The organism is Streptomyces sp. NPDC005752 (assembly GCF_040630715.1).
GTDB lineage: Bacteria > Actinomycetota > Actinomycetes > Streptomycetales > Streptomycetaceae > Streptomyces.
In genome coordinates, this window is the sequence record NZ_JBEXYB010000055.1 from 20,240 (window position 1) to 36,112 (window position 15,873).

Annotated in this window: 12 protein-coding genes; 6 read left to right on the plus strand and 6 right to left on the minus strand. The window is 72.0% G+C overall.

All coding sequences use genetic code 11. The features are described from left to right. Window positions 1-10: 10 nt before the first annotated feature. From ABZ441_RS31320 to ABZ441_RS31340, 5 genes are all read right to left on the minus strand, one after another. Window positions 11-922: a hypothetical protein gene (locus tag ABZ441_RS31320; protein ID WP_358980376.1), complete on the minus strand. Its 912-nt coding sequence runs from the start codon at window positions 920-922 to the stop codon at window positions 11-13. Window positions 923-989: 67 nt separating this feature from the next. Beyond that, window positions 990-2,516, minus strand: coding sequence for a hypothetical protein (locus ABZ441_RS31325; protein WP_358980378.1), 1,527 nt, complete (start codon window positions 2,514-2,516; stop codon window positions 990-992). Between the two features lie 57 nt (window positions 2,517-2,573). Next, window positions 2,574-6,185: a hydantoinase B/oxoprolinase family protein gene (locus tag ABZ441_RS31330; protein WP_358980381.1), complete on the minus strand. Its 3,612-nt coding sequence runs from the start codon at window positions 6,183-6,185 to the stop codon at window positions 2,574-2,576. A gap of 192 nt (window positions 6,186-6,377) precedes the next feature. Next, the gene (locus ABZ441_RS31335; protein WP_358980383.1) at window positions 6,378-7,796 is read right to left on the minus strand and encodes a HEAT repeat domain-containing protein; all 1,419 of its coding nucleotides are present in this window, start codon (window positions 7,794-7,796) and stop codon (window positions 6,378-6,380) included. 242 nt (window positions 7,797-8,038) lie between these two features. Next, window positions 8,039-8,431, minus strand: coding sequence for an ankyrin repeat domain-containing protein (locus tag ABZ441_RS31340; protein WP_358980385.1), 393 nt, complete (start codon window positions 8,429-8,431; stop codon window positions 8,039-8,041). Window positions 8,432-8,758: 327 nt separating this feature from the next. Between ABZ441_RS31340 and ABZ441_RS31345 the strand changes: the two genes are divergently transcribed. Together ABZ441_RS31345 and ABZ441_RS31350 are read left to right on the plus strand one after the other, a co-directional pair. Beyond that, a complete protein-coding gene (locus tag ABZ441_RS31345; protein ID WP_277335051.1) occupies window positions 8,759-8,953 on the plus strand; it encodes a hypothetical protein in 195 nt (64 codons plus the stop codon). Between the two features lie 38 nt (window positions 8,954-8,991). After that, the gene (locus ABZ441_RS31350; protein WP_358980387.1) at window positions 8,992-10,608 is read left to right on the plus strand and encodes a hypothetical protein; all 1,617 of its coding nucleotides are present in this window, start codon (window positions 8,992-8,994) and stop codon (window positions 10,606-10,608) included. 36 nt (window positions 10,609-10,644) lie between these two features. Here ABZ441_RS31350 and ABZ441_RS31355 read toward each other — a convergent pair whose 3' ends face one another. Then, window positions 10,645-12,141, minus strand: a complete 1,497-nt coding sequence (locus ABZ441_RS31355) for a PLP-dependent aminotransferase family protein (protein ID WP_358980389.1) — start codon at window positions 12,139-12,141, stop codon at window positions 10,645-10,647. 101 nt (window positions 12,142-12,242) lie between these two features. Between ABZ441_RS31355 and ABZ441_RS31360 the strand changes: the two genes are divergently transcribed. From ABZ441_RS31360 to ABZ441_RS31375, 4 genes are all read left to right on the plus strand, one after another. Further along, window positions 12,243-12,911 carry a hypothetical protein gene (locus tag ABZ441_RS31360; RefSeq protein WP_358980391.1) on the plus strand — a complete coding sequence of 223 codons (669 nt, stop codon included), beginning with the start codon at window positions 12,243-12,245 and terminating at the stop codon, window positions 12,909-12,911. Beyond that, a complete protein-coding gene (locus tag ABZ441_RS31365) occupies window positions 12,908-13,681 on the plus strand; it encodes a glycerophosphodiester phosphodiesterase (protein WP_358980393.1) in 774 nt (257 codons plus the stop codon). The genes ABZ441_RS31360 and ABZ441_RS31365 overlap by 4 nt, the downstream gene beginning before the upstream one ends. Window positions 13,682-13,727: 46 nt before the next feature. Continuing rightward, window positions 13,728-15,092 carry an MFS transporter gene (locus ABZ441_RS31370; RefSeq protein WP_358980395.1) on the plus strand — a complete coding sequence of 455 codons (1,365 nt, stop codon included), beginning with the start codon at window positions 13,728-13,730 and terminating at the stop codon, window positions 15,090-15,092. Between the two features lie 264 nt (window positions 15,093-15,356). Further along, complete coding sequence (locus ABZ441_RS31375; protein ID WP_078598328.1) at window positions 15,357-15,731, plus strand: RNA polymerase-binding protein RbpA; 375 nt, start codon at window positions 15,357-15,359, stop codon at window positions 15,729-15,731. Window positions 15,732-15,873 lie beyond the last annotated feature (142 nt).

Genomic DNA, 15,873 nt, shown 5'->3' on the forward strand with positions numbered 1-15,873 from the left:
GGGGGGTGGTTCAGGAGTGGAAGGGCAGGCCCGCGTCGGCGGCCAGTTCCAGGCCTTCGGTGTCGGGCGGGGGCAGCAGGGTGGCCGAGCCGTCCGTGACCGGGACGACGCCGAGTTCCAGCAGCTCCGCCAGGGCGGCGCTGCCCGCCATGTCACGTACCTGGAGCTGGTAGCGGGCCGTGGTGCGGTAGGCACCGCCCGCGTCGTCCCCGGTTCGCTGGAGGAAGCCGGAGTCGGTGAGGAAGGCGACGGCCTTGCCGATGATGCCGGTGGTGGATCCGGCGAGCCTGCGGGCGTCCTTGGTGGCTCCGGTCGAGCTGCGGCGGGCGTAGACGCGCCAGCCCGATTCCAGGCCGGGGGCGCCGGTCGCGGGGTCGGTGTTGTCGCCCTGCTCCTCGGCGCGCTCCTCCAGGCGCCGGCAGGCCTGGCGGACGAACGCGTCGACTCCGTTGACCGTGATGCGGCCGATGTAGGAGTCGTCGGCGAGGTCCTCGGGCCGGGGGAAGGCCATGGCGGCCACGGCGAGGTGGGCGAGTCCGTGCAGGAAACGGTCGGCGGCGTCGGTGGACGCGCGACGGGCGTAGTCGCCCATGCGTACGGCGAAGACCGAGTCCTCGCCGGCGGTCACGGCCATCCCCGCGCGGGTGGAGACCTCCAGGACGACGAGTCCGAGGCCGGTGGCCACGGCGTCGGCGAGCCGGGCGAAGGCGGGCTCCTCCCGGTAGCGGCGGAGCAGTTCGGTGTACTCGGCGTCGCGGGCGGGCATCAGCTTCGGCTGCAGCCCGAAGGAGACCAGCCGGGCCGCGTCGGCCGCGTCGGCGGGAGTGACAGCGGGGGGAGCGGCCGGCCGGGCGGCGTCGGCCGCGTGCGTGAGAGACCGGTCTCCCCACGCGTCGGTGTGCTCGGCGTGCTGCTCGCTCAACTCGGTGACTCCTCGGTACGGGTGCCGCTCTCGCGCGGCAGTGGGTGGGTGGCCGGGCCGGGAAGGCTCACGAGGCGTCCTTGCGGTCCGCGGCCATGCCTGCGGCGTCCAGCAGGGCCATGCCCACTATCAGGTCGGCTCCCCCGAACTCGTGGTCCTCGAGCTGCGTGCCGTCGTCGACGGCGAACAGCAGTCGGCGCTCGCCCTGTCGGTAGGCCGTGCCGACCGGGGGGCTCGCCGCGTGGACGGCGAGCAGGGCGACCAGATAGGGCAGCTCGGGATCGCGCAGCCGGGCCTCGGCGAGGAGTCCGGAGAGCCGGCGCGGGGCGTCGTGCTCCAGGTCGAGCAGCTGCATGGCGTGTCCGAGCTGCTCCTCGCTGAACCGGCTGTCGTCCGGCGTTGCGATGAGGTCCGGCTCGGGCATCTCGGCGCCCAGGTGCTCGCGCTCCACCGGGGGCATCAGCAGCAGGTCGACGAGGTCGCCGACCCGGACCGAGGTGGGGGTGCGCAGGCCGGTGCCCTGGGAGAAGAAGGCGTCGGTGGCCCTGGTGGCCTGTTCCACGGGAAGCGGCAGCAGGGGGACGACGAGCTGGCCGTAGAGGTCGAGGCCCGACCGCGCGGTGGGCGTGGCGAAGGACTGCCGGTCCTGCTCGGCGCGGAAGAGGGGGCCCGCCTCCAGCAGCCTGGACTGGAGCTGGGTGTGGCGGCGGATGCAGTCCTTGACGATGTCGACGAGCTCGGCGGCGCGGCGCTTGTGCTCGGGTTCCTCCGCCTCGTCCCTGGCCTTGCGGATGTTGGTGAGGATCGCGTTCTCGTGGCGGTAGCGGTCGGCGACGTGGTCGAGCGCCTCGGTGATCATGTCGGGTACGGCGTTGAGCCAGTCGACGGCGCGGACGTTGCGGCGGGTGGCCTCCAGCGTCCGGCGGAGCGTCTCGGCGTACTGCACGGTGCGGTAGCGCGCCTGTTCGGCGGCGAGCTGCGCGTCCGCGAGGCGGCCCCTGCTGATCAGGACCTCCAGCTTCACCTCGGCGGCGATCTGGGCGCTGGTCACGTCCGTGTCCAGGGCGCCGACCAGGACGTTGACCGCCTCGTCGGTGGCACGGAGGTAGACGGTGCCGCCGTGGCCGGGGACTTCCTCGATGAGCTTGAAGTCGTAGTCCCTGCGGACGTAGACGCCGTCGGGCCCGAAGGTGCCGTACACGGCGCGGAAACCACGGTCCACGCTCCCGACGTTGATCAGGTTCTCCAGGACCCAGCGCGCGACGCGTTCGTGCTCGGTGACGGGCCGGCGCGGTGCCTGGGCGGCGACCCGCGGGAGGAGTCTGGCCACTATCTGGTCGTGGTCGGCGCCGGTGTCGAAGTCCATGTTGAGCGTGACCAGGTCGATCGCGGCGAGAGCGACTTCGGCCATCGCGTAGACCGTGTACTCGCCTGCCAGATTGGCCTTGCGCACGTCCAGGTCGTGCAGCGGGGCGGTGCAGGCGAGCGCGCGCAGCCGACGCGATAGCCCCTCGTCTGCGGCGGGTCCCGGAGCGGGCCTCGGTCCCGCGCTGAGCTGGGGCGCAGCGGTCTGGGTGTCGGCGGTCGAAGTCACGGTGCACAGATTAGGTCCTCGCACCGACATCGGTCGAAACGGCGCAGAAGCGACCGGTCACGGCTGCCCGTAACCTCCCCCTCCCGGGGTGCGCAGCACCAGGACGTCCCCGGCGTCCAGCTCGGCGGTGTCGCAGCCCCGGAGCGGGATCACCGACGATCCACGCGCCCGTTCGACGTATTGCTCGCCGAGAGCTCCGGGACCGCCTCCCGCCATGCCGTAGGGAGGTACCCGGCGGTGTCCCGACAGAAGGGCCACGGTGACGGGTTCGAGGAAACGGATCCTGCGTTCCACCCCGCGGCCTCCGTGCCACCGGCCCTGGCCCCCGCTGCCCTCGCGTACGCCGAAGCTCTCCAGCAGCACCGGGTAGCGCCACTCGAGGATCTCGGGGTCGGTGAGCCGGGAGTTGGTCATGTGGGTCTGCACCGCGTCAGCCCCGTCGAAGCCGTCACCCGCGCCGGAGCCGCTCGCGACGGTCTCGTAGTACTGGACGTGGTCGTTGCCGAAGGTGAGGTTGTTCATGGTGCCGGACCCCTCGGCCTGGACGCCCAGGGCCGCGTAGAGGGCGCCCGTGACGGCCTGGGAGGTCTCGACGTTGCCTGCGACGGTGGCCGCCGGGTGGGCGGGGGCCAGCATCGATCCGTCCGGGACGCGGATGTCCAGGGGCTTCAGACAACCGCTGTTGAGCGGGATGTCGTCCTCGACGAGTGTCCGGAACACATACAGGACGGCGGCCATGACCACGGACTTCGGGGCGTTGAAGTTGCCGGTCTGCTGCGGGGAGGTGCCCTCGAAGTCGAGGACGGCCCTGCGGGCGTCGCGGTCCACGGTCACGCTCACCTCGATCACGGCGCCGTTGTCCGTCTCGTAGCGGCAGGAGCCGTCACGGAGCCCGGTCACGATCCGGCGGACGGACTCCTCGGCGTTGTCCTGGACGTGCCCCATGTACGCCTCGACGACGTCCTGTCCGAACTCGCCTGTCATGCGGCGCAGTTCCGCGATGCCCTTCTCGTTGGCGGCGATCTGGGCGCGCAGGTCGGCGAGGTTGGTGTCCGGATCACGCGAGGGGTGGGCGGCGGTGGCGAGCAGGTTCCTGGTCTCCGCCTCCCGGAGCGTTCCGTCGCGCACCAGCAGCCAGTTGTCGAACAGGACGCCCTCCTCGTCGACCGTTCGGCTGAAGGCGGGCATGGAGCCCGGGGTGATGCCACCGATCTCCGCGTGGTGGCCGCGCGAAGCCACCAGGAAGCGCAGCCGGCCCTCCTCCCCGTGCGTGGGCTCGTCGAACACCGGCGTCACGACGGTCACATCCGGCAGGTGTGTACCGCCGTGGTACGGATCGTTGATGGCGTACACGTCACCGGGCCGCCGGGAGCCCTCGTTGCGCCGCAGCACCTCTTTGATGGACTCCCCCATGGAACCCAGGTGGACGGGGATGTGGGGGGCGTTGGCCACGAGACCGCCGTCGGCGTCGAACAGTGCGCACGAGAAGTCCAGCCGCTCCTTGATGTTGACGGAGTGCGCCGTGTTCTGCAGCCGTACGCCCATCTGTTCGGCGATCGACATGAACAGGTTGTTGAACACTTCGAGCATGACGGGGTCCACCCGGGTGCCGACGGCGGTGCGCCCGGGTCGCGGCTCGGCCCTGCACAGCACGAGGTGTCCGGACTCTGCTGCCGTGGCCCGCCAGCCGGGGTCGACGACGGTGGTGGCGTCGTCCTCGGCGACGACGGCCGGGCCGGTCACGGTGTCCCCCGTACGCAGCGTCCCTCGGCGGTACAGCCCCGCGTCCCGCCATGCTCCCCCGGCGAACATCCGCACGCTTCCCAGCGCCCTGCGTGGTCCCTGTCCCGCACGCGCACCGGTTCGGGGCAGGGTGTGCGGGCCGGCCGTTCCGGTGGCCTCGACGGAGACGGTCTCGACGACCAGGGGCTTGTCCATGGCGAACCCGTACCGCGCCCGGTGGACGCCGGTGAACTCCTCCGCCATGGCGGTGACCGTCCCGTGGGCGACGGGCAGGGCGGCGTCCGTCCCGGCGTAGCGCAGGAGGATCCGCGCCCGGGTGCCGATGGCGCTGTCGGGGATGCCGTCGGCCCGGAGTTCGGCACGGGTGCGTTCCGCCAGGTCCTCGCAGAGACCGCGGACCCTGTTCCCGGTCTCCTCGTCCAGTGCGGCCTCGACGGACTGTTCGCGCATCGCGGTGGCGTCGGCCAGACCGATCCCGTACGCGGAGAGGACCCCGGCGAGCGGTGGTACGAGGACGGTGTCGATGCCCAGGGCGTCGGCGACGGCGCAGACGTGCTGCCCTCCGGCGCCGCCGAAGCCGGTGAGCGCGTAGCGGGTGATGTCGTGGCCGCGCTGGACGGAGATCTTCTTGACGGCGTTCGCCATGTTCAGCACGGCGATCTCCAGGAACCCCGCGGCCACCTGCGCGGGCGTGCGCCCGCTTCCCGTGGCGGTCGACACCTCTTCGGCCAGTGCCCCGAAGCGCTCCGCCACGAGACCGGCGTCCAGCGGCTGGTCGCCCGCAGGGCCGAAGACGGCGGGGAAGTGCTCCGGAAGGACGCGGCCGAGCATCACGTTGGCGTCGGTGACCGTGAGAGGCCCGCCCCTGCGGTAGCAGGCGGGGCCGGGGTCCGCTCCGGCCGAGTCGGGGCCGACCCGGTAGCGCCGCCCGTCGAAGTGCAGGACGGACCCGCCGCCGGCGGCGACGGTGTGGATGCTCATCATGGGGGCGCTCATCCGTACCCCTGCCACCTGGGTGCCCAGTTCACGTTCGAACTCGCCCGCGTAGTGGGAGACATCGGTCGAGGTGCCCCCCATGTCGAACCCGATGACCCGGTCGTGGCCGGCCTGCCCTGACGTACGCACCATGCCGACGACGCCTCCCGCCGGGCCGGAGAGCACCGCGTCCTTGCCCCGGAAGTGCGCGGCCTCGCGCAGCCCACCGTTGGACTGCATGAACATGAGGCGGATGCCGGCGAGTTCGCCTGCCACCTCCTCGACGTACCGGCGCAGGATCGGCGACAGGTAGGCGTCGACGACGGTCGTGTCGCCGCGCGGCACGAGCTTGATGAGCGGGCTGACCTCGTGCGAGCAGCTGACCTGGGTGAAGCCCGCCTCCGCGGCTTCCTCGGCGACGGCTCGCTCGTGGTCCGGATGACGGTAGCCGTGCATGAGGACGACGGCGGCGCTGCGGATCCCGTCCTGCGCGGCCGCCCTCAGCCGCTCCGACACCACGGTGCGGTCGAGGGGTTTCACGACCTCTCCCCTGGCGTCCGTACGTTCGGGGACCTCGATGACCCGGTCGTACACGGCCTCGGGAAGCAGGATGCGGCGGTCGAAGAGGCGCGGCCGGTTCTGGTAGGCGATCAGCAGGGCGTCCCGGAAGCCTTCGGTGATGACCAGCACGGTCGGCTCCCCCCGACGCTCCAGGAGGGCGTTGGTGGCGACGGTGGTGCCCATCTTGACGCCCGCGACGCGGTCGGCGGGGACCGGGTCGTGCGGGCCGAGACCGAGCAGCAGCCGGATGCCGGCGACGGCCGCGTCGCGGTAGCGGCCGGGGTCGTGCGACAGCAGTTTGCGGGAGATCAGCCGGCCGTCGGGGTCACGCCCCACCACGTCCGTGAAGGTGCCGCCGCGGTCGATCCAGAACTCCCAGCGCCCGGTCATCCCTCCATTCTGGCGCGGGGGACGAACCCTCGCAGAGACGGCGTACGGGGCAGATCCGCCGGCGTCCCCGTCGGCGGCCGCTCGTCGAGCCGTCCGCCCGTGCCACGAGCCCGGTGGCCGGCCTCGGCCGTCGCGAGGGCCGGCGGCCGGGGCGGGAGGCCCGTCTGTGGCATCCGGCCTCCGGGCGCCGGTTCAGAGGGCGGTCGCGTCCGGTCCGATCCTGCTGCGTACGGCGGTCTGGACCTCGGCCTCCTCGGCCGGGTCGGCGGCGAGCCGCCTCAGCCGTTCGGCGACCCGGATGTCCCCGGTCTCGGCGTGGTGTGCGGCGAGCTCCCGGGTGGTCTCCTCGCAGTCCCAGAGGCATTCGACCGCGAATCCGCTGGGGAAGGACGGATCGGTGGCGGCCAGCGCCCGGGCGGCCCTGCCCCGTAGGTGCGAGGAGGACGTCTCGCGGTACACGTGGCGCAGCACGGGTGCGGCACAGGCGATGCCGAGGCGGCCGGCGCCGTCGACGAGGTCCCACAGACGCTGGGCGTCGGGCCCCTCGCCCCTGACCGCCTCGCGCAGCGCGGCGAGCACGAGCGGGGCGTCCTGTACGTCGCCGCGGCACGCCAGGACTCCGGCGGCCGAGGCTCCGAGGGCGTCGGGCCGGTGCGCCCAGCCCCGGGCCCGCTCGACGGCCGCTTCGCCGCACATGCGCTCGAAGGCGGCCACGGCCGCTTCGGCGACGGTGCGGGACGGGCCGACGGCGGCCCGCTCGACCAGGTCGAGTACCGCGGGATCCCGGGCCTCCACCAGGTAGTGGAGTGCCGCACAGCGCGCACCGTCGGAGCCGCTGCGGGCGGCCTCGATGATCAGGGGGCGGTCCCCGGCCCCGGCGACGGCGGAGAGGCAGCGGGCCGCGGGGACGTGGAGCGCGCTGCCGCGCTCCAGTCCTTCCTGCGCCCAGTCGAAGACGGCCTGGACGCTCCAGCCGGGTCGCGGACCGCCGGGCCTCATCTGACGCTGCCAACGGTCGAAGGAACCCTGCTCACCGGCCGCCCTGACCCGGGCTCCGACCGCTTCGCGCGGGTCGTCGGCCCAGAGCCGCCACGGGCGGGGCTCGAAGGCGTCCCGGACGGCGGCCGCCAGGTCGGCGGCGCCGTCCGCGGTGGCGGGGAACCGGTCGAGCACGGCCTCGGCCAGGGAGCGCAGTCCGGCGTCGTCGTCGCGCAGGGCCAGCTCGTCCAGTGCCCAGGCCCAGTTCGCCCCGGTCGCGGCGTACCGGCGCAGGAGCACGAGGGCGTCGTCACGTCCGTAGGAGGCGAGGTGCCCGAGCACGGCGAGCGCGAGACCCGTGCGCGAGTCGTCGGTGTCGAGGTGGTCCTCCGCGTCCCACAGGTGCCGCTCGATCTCCTCGGTTCCGCCGTCGAGATCGAGGTAGAGGCGCGCGTAGTAGAGGGAGCGGTTCTCGACGTGCCAGTCGTGACGTGGATCGCTCAGGACGCAGTGGTTGAGGGCCGCGAGGGCCTCGGGGCGGGGGGCGGCGAGCGCGTGGAGCGTGCCGTCGCCGCGGCCCCTCTGCAGCAGGCCGAGCAGAGTGCCGCTCGGCGCTATGAACGGATCGAACATGGGGAAAGCCTCACATCAAGCTGTCGACGCAACCGGGACTGTGCTGGGGGGTGTGCCGGGGTGACATCCCCTAGGCCACGCAGCAACATGATCGGCCGACCGCCGCCTTATGCCTGGTGCTCATCTTCCTCTGCCTCTCGTCGGTGGCCCGAAACGGACCCGCGCCGTCATGATGGCCCACCCATTTCGCCGACGCGACCACATTTACGGCGCACCGGCCGGCCGGCGGCCCGGACGGTGTCTCAGCGCGCACCGAAGAGTTCCAGCAGGTCGTCCTTGCCGAACATGCGTGCCGTGTCCACGGCGGAGGGTGTTCCGGCGGCCGGATCGGCCCCCGCGGCGAGCAGGGCGTCGATGACTTCACGTTCGCCCTTGAAGACGGCTCCCGCCAAGGGCGTCTGGCCCCGGTCGTTGGCCCGGTCCGGGTCGGCACCGCGGCCCGCGAGCGCGACGACGGCGGGGGCGTGCCCGTGGTAGGCGGCGAGCATGAGCAGGGAGTCACCCCGGTCGTTGGTGAGGTTCGCGGGGACGCCCGCGTCGACGTAGGCGGCGAGCGCGTCGGTCTCACCCCGGCGGGCCAGGTCGAAGACCTTGGTCGCCAGCTCGATCACCTCGGGATCGGGTGTCTCACTCATCGGACCGACCGCCTTTCGTTGCCTCTGTCGCCGTTGCCGACCTGGTGGGGGGTACGGCGGGGGACCGTACGAGTAAATCGACAGGGTACTGCTCCGGGGCATTCCTCAGCCTGCCCCCGGAACGGCGGAAGATCACGGCGTCGGCCTCGCCTTCCGGCGGAGGGCTTGGCCCGTCCGGCTCCCGGAGGCGCCTGGGTGACCACTTCTGAGCCACCGGTCGAGTGAAATCGAGCGATTTTCACTCATTTACACCTTTTATCGTATAGATATATGTTGTGATCCTGGAAGTACTCATGGTGACTGTCCCCTCAACCAGGAGAACCGCTCATGATCCTCTCCATCTCGGGCGTGGTACTGCTCGGCATCATCGTCTTCCTGTTCTTCAAGAAGGACGGGCTCAAGGCGTCCCACGGCCTCATCTGCGCCCTGTTCGGCTTCTACCTGGCCGGCACGGCCATCGCACCGAGCATCACCGCCGGTGGGGCGAGCCTCGCCAGCATGCTGGGCGGGATCAAGTTCTGACGCCCCGAAAACCGCTCCCACCTCCACAGGAGACCGACGTGGCCCGGCGACCACTCCCCCGCATTCTTCAGCGCGGCAGCGCTTCGATCACCCGCAGCCGCGAGATCGCGCGCACGGCCGCCGACAACGCCACCGATGTTCTCCATCCGCTGATCACGGTCACCCGCGGGCTGCGGCTGCTGGCGGGAGCGGGACGGCAGAAGTGGGCCGCGACGCCCAGGGGCCGGCGCGGACACGTGCTGTTCCTCGTCGCGGCCTGCGTACTGGTGGTGGCGCTCATCCCCTATGGGCCGCTGCTGGCCCTGATCTCGGTGATGGGCGCTGCCGCATGGCGGGGGCGCGACAACACCGCCGTGAAGACCGGCCCGGACGAGGACGGGACCGCACGGCTCCAGGCGCTCTACGAGGCGTTGGTGCCGCACTTCTCCGTGGCCGACGACCCCGGTCCGCTGTTCTCCCACGGCGGCGACTGGGAGAAGGCCTTCGGTACGTCGTACGCCTTCGACGGCGACGGGCGCCTCACCCGGCTCCAGGTGCACTACCCGGCGTACTTCACCGACGGCGACCCCGCGTCCCGCGCGCGGGTCGAGCAGGTGCTCCACGCCAAGTCGGGCCGGGGCCGCGAGTACCACTTCACCTGGGACGAGGAGAGCAACCACCTCCTCATGACCGTTCTCGCGGCGCTCCCCACCACCATCGCCGCCCAGCGGTTCGTCACCGCCCCGGGCGAGACCGTGCTGGGTTTCACGGACGCCGGTGCCGTCCCCCGCACCGTGCCGGTCGAGGACGGCGACGGGACGCGGGACGCCTCTCCGGTGATCTGGCGGACCGGCGCCCGTTCGACGGAACCCCATCTGCTGATCGCCGGGCACCCCGGCAGCGGCAGCACGACCCTGGTGCGTTCCCTCGCGCTCCAGGCCCTCCAGCACGGTGACGTCCTCGTCGTGGACGGCGCGGGCACCGGCGAGTACGGCTTTCTGACCGGCCGGGACGGCGTGCTGGCGGTGGAGTGCGGCCTGGCCGGCGCCCTGGCGACACTCGAGTGGGCGGCTCACGAGACCGAGCGGCGGCTCATCGCCGCCAACCGGGCCCGCCAGGCCGGTCACCCCGAGCCCGAGGACGTCAGGCGCCCCCTCTGGATCCTGCTGGACCGCCCGAGCGCTCTGGGGCACCTGGCGGCCGCCGACGGCAGGCAGGACCCTCAGGAGCTGCTGCAGGTTCCGTTGCGGCACGGCCGCGCGGCCGGGGTGACGGTGGTCGTCGCGGACCAGCTCGACAGCCTGGACGCCCTCACCGAGACCGTACGGACCCACACCAGGGCCCGCACCGTCCTGGGCCCGGCGGACCGCGAGCAGGTCGAGGCGGTCCTGGGCACCCGGCCGCACACCACACCCACCCCGGACGTCCCGCCGGGCCGCGGCTACGCCAGGCTGGGCACCGGACCGGTCCTGCGTCTCCAGGTACCGGCCACCCCGGACCCGTACGACGACGCCACGAGCGAATCGCACCGGCAGGCGGTGCTCGACCTGCTGCCGGGCGGAGCGCCCGCGGTGGAGCAGGCCGCTCCGGAGGCGGTCGCTCCGGAGGCGGTCGCCGCGCCCGTCCCCGTGCACACGGACCAGTTGATCGGGACGCCGGCCGTCGCGGAGGGGTGAGGTCCGGGTCCCCGGGTCCCTCGAACCCGGGGCGTCTCAGGCGACGAAGGTCCGGGGCGCCTCTCCCCCGCCCCCGCCGGACCCGACCAGCCCGGCGGCCGCGGCGAGCCGGAGGGCCGCCTCGTCCGCCAGCGGGCCGCCCACGGTGAACGGCAGCCGGACGTAGCCCTCGAAGGCCCCGTCCACGCCGAATCTGGGTCCCGACGGGACACGGACGCCGACCCTCTCGCCCGCCACGGCCAGCCGCGAGCCGGAGAGCCCGCCGGTGCGCACCCACAGGGTGAGTCCGCCGCTCGGCACCTCGAACTCCCACTCCGGGAGTTCCCGGCGCAGCGCCCGCACCAGGTCGTCCCTGTTCTCCCGGGCCTGTTCACGCCGGACGGTCACGGCCTGCTCCCAGCCGCCGCTTCGCAGCAGCCAGTTGATGGCGAGCTGTTCCAGCACCGGCGTGCCCATGTCCGCGTAGGCGCGTGCCGCGACCAGACTGCGGATGACGTCCGGAGCCGCCCGCACCCAGCCGATGCGCATGCCCGCCCAGAATGCCTTGCTCGCCGATCCCACGGTCAGGACGGTGCTGCCCGCGGGATCGAACGCGCAGACCCTGCGGGGCATCTCGACGTCCGCGTCCAGACGCAGCTCGTGCATGGTCTCGTCGACGACCAGGACCGTGCCCGCCGAGCGGGCCGCCTCGACCAGGGCGCGGCGCTGCTGCTCGTCGGCCAGGGCCCCGGTGGGGTTGTGGAAGTCGGCGACGACGTAGGCCAGCCTCGGTGCGGCATCCCGCAGGACCTGGCGCCAGCGGTTCATGTCCCAGCCGCCGAGGCCGTCCTCCATCGCCACGGGCACCAGCCTGGCACCCGCCTCCCGCATGAGCTGGAGGATGTTGGCGTAGCTCGGGGACTCCACGGCGATGCGCTCACCGCGTCCGGCGAAGAGATGGCAGATGGCGTCGATGGCACCCATCGCCCCCGTGGTGACCATGATCTGTTCGGGCATCGTGGGAATGCCGCAGCCGGTGTACCGGTCCGCGATCATCTGCCGCAGCGCGGGAAGGCCGGCCGGGTAGTCGCCGTGCGTGTGGGCGTAGGGCGGCAGTTCCTCCAGCGCGCCCTGGACGGCCCGTGTCAGCCACGGCTCCGGGGCGGGCAGCGAGGCGCATCCCAGGTCGATCATCGAACCGAGCGACTCCGGAGGCAGCGGTTCCAGCCCGCGGGCCGGTAGCGGGTTCCCCGCCGGGACCGCGGTCCAGCTCCCCGCTCCGCGGCGCGACTCCAGGAAACCCTCCGCCCGCAGCGCCTCGTAGGCGGCGGCGACGGTGGTCCTGCTGAGGGACAGGGCAAGCGCGAGTTCGCGTTCGGCGGGGAGCCGTGCGGCAACCGGGACCCGTCCCTCGAGCACGAGCAGGCGCACGCCGTCGGCGAGGGCACGGTAGGCGGGCGGCTTGCGGGCGCCGGGCGCCAGGGGGCGCGTCTGCTGGCCCTGGAGCTGGCGGGCGAGTTGCGCCGCCCCGACGGTCGAGGTCCACTGTGCCATGGAAATCAGTCCACCTTCCCAGGATTGGCCATAGTTGGCAGCCAATCCCCTGCCACAGAGTGACATGAAGCAGTCCACCGATACCACTCAGGGGGCACCACTTGTCCGATTCCACCGCCCGGAGCAGCATCCGGCTCACCCGGCGGCTGATCCATCTGTACGTGGGTCTGGCGCTGTACGGGGCGAGCTCCGCACTCCTGGTCCGCGCCGGGCTCGGACTCGAGCCGTGGGGGGTTCTGCACCAGGGGCTCGCCGAGCGGACCGGCATCTCCATCGGGGTCGTCTCGATCATCGTCGGAGCGGTGGTGCTGCTCCTGTGGATCCCGATCAGACAGCGCCCGGGGCTCGGCACCGTCTCCAACGTCTTCGCCGTCGGGGTCACCATGGACGGCACGCTCGCCCTCGTACCGGACGTACACGGCCTCGGGGCACAGATCCCGGTGATGGCAGCGGGCATCGTACTCAACGGCGCCGCGACGGGCCTGTACATCTCCGCGCGCTTCGGCCCGGGGCCGCGCGACGGTCTGATGACGGGACTGTACCGGCTCACGGGCCGTTCCATCAGGCTGGTGCGTACCGCGATCGAGGTGGCCGTGGTCGTCACCGGCTTCCTGCTCGGCGGGGCGCTCGGCGTCGGCACGGTCCTGTACGCCCTGGCCATCGGCCCCCTCGCCCAGCTCTTCCTGCGGCTGTTCGACCTGTCGGCGCCGGACCCGCGCACCGTGGCCGTTTCGGGCCGGACACCGCCAGGAGCGATACTTCCGCGGTGACCGCAGCGAATTCGGGGCGCCACCCCTACCTGGACCACCCTTCCACGATTCCCTTCGCCCATCGCGGCGGGGCGGCGGACGGCGTCGAGAACACGGCGGCCGCGTTCCGGCGTGCGGCCGGAACCGGCTACCGCTACTTCGAGACCGATGTGCACGCCACGGCGGACGGCCGCCTGGTCGCCTTCCACGACGCGACCCTGGACCGGGTGACGGACTCCCACGGGCGGATAGCGAAGCTGCCCTGGAGCGAGGTGCGCCGGGCGAGGGTGGCGGGCCGCGAGCCGCTGCCGCTCTTCGAGGAGCTGCTGGAGGAGTTCCCCGACGCCCGCTGGAACGTGGACCTCAAGGCGGAGCCCGCCCTCGTCCCGCTCGTCGACCTGATCCGCAGGACCGACGCCTGGGACCGGGTCTGCGTGGGGTCGTTCTCGGAGGCGCGCGTGGCCAGGGCGCACCGTATGGCGGGCCCGCGCCTGGCCACCTCGTACGGGGTGCGAGGGGTGCTCGGCCTGCGGTTGCGCTCGTACGGCATCCCGGCGGCCCTCCGGGCGGGTGCGGTCTGCGCGCAGGTCCCGGAGAGCCAGAACGGCATCCGCGTCGTCGACCGGCGCTTCGTCCGTACGGCGCACGCCCGGGGACTGCAGGTCCATGTCTGGACGGTCAACGAAGCCGAACGGATGGCGGCGCTCCTGGACCTCGGGGTGGATGGCATCATGACCGATCACATCGAGACGCTGCGCACGGTGCTGAGCGACCGGGGGGCCTGGGCCTGACACCGGGACCAGCCGCGTCCGCACGGGACGAACGAGGGGGCGCGGCGTGAGCACCGGTACCGCAGGAACGGCGGATCCGTCCGGACAGCCGACCGAGGCCGCCGGCCGCAGGCGGGAGCAACGCGGCTGGTACTTCTACGACTTCGCCTGCTCCGTGTACTCCACCAGCGTCGTCACAGTCTTCCTGGGCCCCTATCTGACGTCGATAGCCAAGGCCGCCGCCGACCCGGACGGGTATGTGCACCCGCTGGGCATACCCGTGCGGGCCGGCTCGCTGTTCGCGTACACCGTGTCGGTGTCCATCATCGTGGCCGTGCTCGTGATGCCGGTCGTCGGTGCCGCGGCGGACCGCACAGGACGCAAGAAGCCCCTGCTCGCGGCGGCCGCGTACACGGGCGCGACGGCGACCGCCTGCATGTTCTTCCTGGAAGGCCACCGCTATCTGCTGGGGGTCTTCCTGCTGATCGTGGCGAACGCGTCGATCTCCGTGTCGATGGCCCTGTACAACGCGTACCTGCCCCAGATCGCGACCCCCGAGGAGCGTGACGCGGTCTCCTCGCGCGGCTGGGCCTTCGGGTACACCTCGGGCGCGCTCGTCCTCGTCCTGAACCTGGCCCTCTACACGGGCCACGACTCCTTCGGGCTGTCCGAGTCCGACGCGGTGCGGATCTGCATCGCCTCGGCCGGCGTCTGGTGGGGAGCCTTCGCCCTCGTGCCGCTGCGGCGGCTGCGCGACCGCCGGGTGGCGCCCGGCGGCGACGGTGCGGTGGGCTCGGGCTGGCGGCAGCTGATGGCGACGCTGCGCGACATGCGCCGCCACCCGCTCACCCTCGCCTTCCTGCTCGCCTATCTGGTCTACAACGACGGCATCCAGACGGTGATCTCCCAGGCCTCGCTGTACGGCTCCGAGGAACTGGGCCTCGACCAGACGACCCTCATCACCGCGGTGCTGCTCGTGCAGGTCCTCGCGGTCGCGGGAGCACTGGGGATGGGCCGACTCGCCCGGCTGTACGGCGCGAAGCACACGATTCTCGGCTCCCTGGCGGTCTGGACCCTGATCCTCGCCGCGGCGTACGTGCTGCCCGCCGGCGCGCCGGTGTTCTTCTACACCCTGGCGGCGGCGATCGGCCTGGTGATGGGCGGCAGCCAGGCCCTTTCACGGTCGTTGTTCTCGCACCTCGTACCGCGCGGGAAGGAGGCGGAGTACTTCTCCGCCTACGAGATGAGCGACCGGGGACTGAGCTGGCTGGGGCCCCTGGTCTTCGGTATCGGCTACCAGCTCACCGGCAGTTACCGGGACGCGATCCTGTCCCTGGTGCTCTTCTTCGCGCTCGGTGCGGTGCTGCTCGCGAGGGTGCCCGTACGGGCCGCCGTGGCCGCTGCGGGCAATCCCGTTCCGGAGCGGATTTAGACGTTGAACTCAAAGGCCGGTAGTATACGTCTTTGGCCTGTCCGGAGGACCGTTACTGCGAGTGGAAGAAGTCGAACCCTCGGGTGACAACTTCGACCAGAGGTGACAAACCGGGCACCGGTGGGTAATGAACCCAGACCAAGCAACGGCACGACGGGCGACGCATGACCGGCAACGGGAATCTTTGCCGCCGACCGGACGTTGACCGGATGACGACGACAGCGACACCTGTCCTGTGGGCGACAAGCCCGGGAGGCACGATTCATGAGTGAGCGAGCTCTCCGCGGTACGCGACTCGTGGTTACCAGCTACGAGACGGACCGCGGCATCGATCTGGCCCCGCGCCAGGCGGTGGAGTACGCATGCCCGAACGGCCATCGATTTGAGATGCCGTTCTCGGTAGAGGCGGAAATTCCGGCGGAGTGGGAGTGCAAGGCGTGCGGCGCCACGGCACTCCTGGTGGACGGGGATGGCCCCGAGGAGAAGAAGGGCAAGCCTGCGCGTACGCACTGGGACATGCTCATGGAGCGGCGCACCCGCGAGGAGCTGGAAGAGGTACTGGCCGAGAGGCTGGCCGTCCTTCGCTCCGGAGCCATGAACATCGCCGTGCACCCGCGTGACAGCAGGAAGTCTGCCTGACCGCAGACCACCGCATCGAACAAGAGCCGCGGGCCGCGACACAGAACATGTGTCGCGGCTCCTTGACGAAGGCCAGCAGATCCTCGTTGAGCCGCTCGGCGTGGGTGGCGAACAGGCCGTGCGGGGCACCCTCGTACGGTAT

Coding starts and splice junctions, on each gene's coding strand:
- ABZ441_RS31335 (WP_358980383.1), bottom strand. CDS start 7,796: ATGTTCGATCCGTTCATAGCGCCGAGCGGCACTCTGCTCGGCCTGCTG.
- ABZ441_RS31340 (WP_358980385.1), bottom strand. CDS start 8,431: ATGAGTGAGACACCCGATCCCGAGGTGATCGAGCTGGCGACCAAGGTC.
- ABZ441_RS31355 (WP_358980389.1), bottom strand. CDS start 12,141: ATGGCACAGTGGACCTCGACCGTCGGGGCGGCGCAACTCGCCCGCCAG.
- ABZ441_RS31375 (WP_078598328.1), top strand. CDS start 15,357: ATGAGTGAGCGAGCTCTCCGCGGTACGCGACTCGTGGTTACCAGCTAC.
- ABZ441_RS31330 (WP_358980381.1), bottom strand. CDS start 6,185: ATGACCGGGCGCTGGGAGTTCTGGATCGACCGCGGCGGCACCTTCACG.
- ABZ441_RS31345 (WP_277335051.1), top strand. CDS start 8,759: ATGATCCTCTCCATCTCGGGCGTGGTACTGCTCGGCATCATCGTCTTC.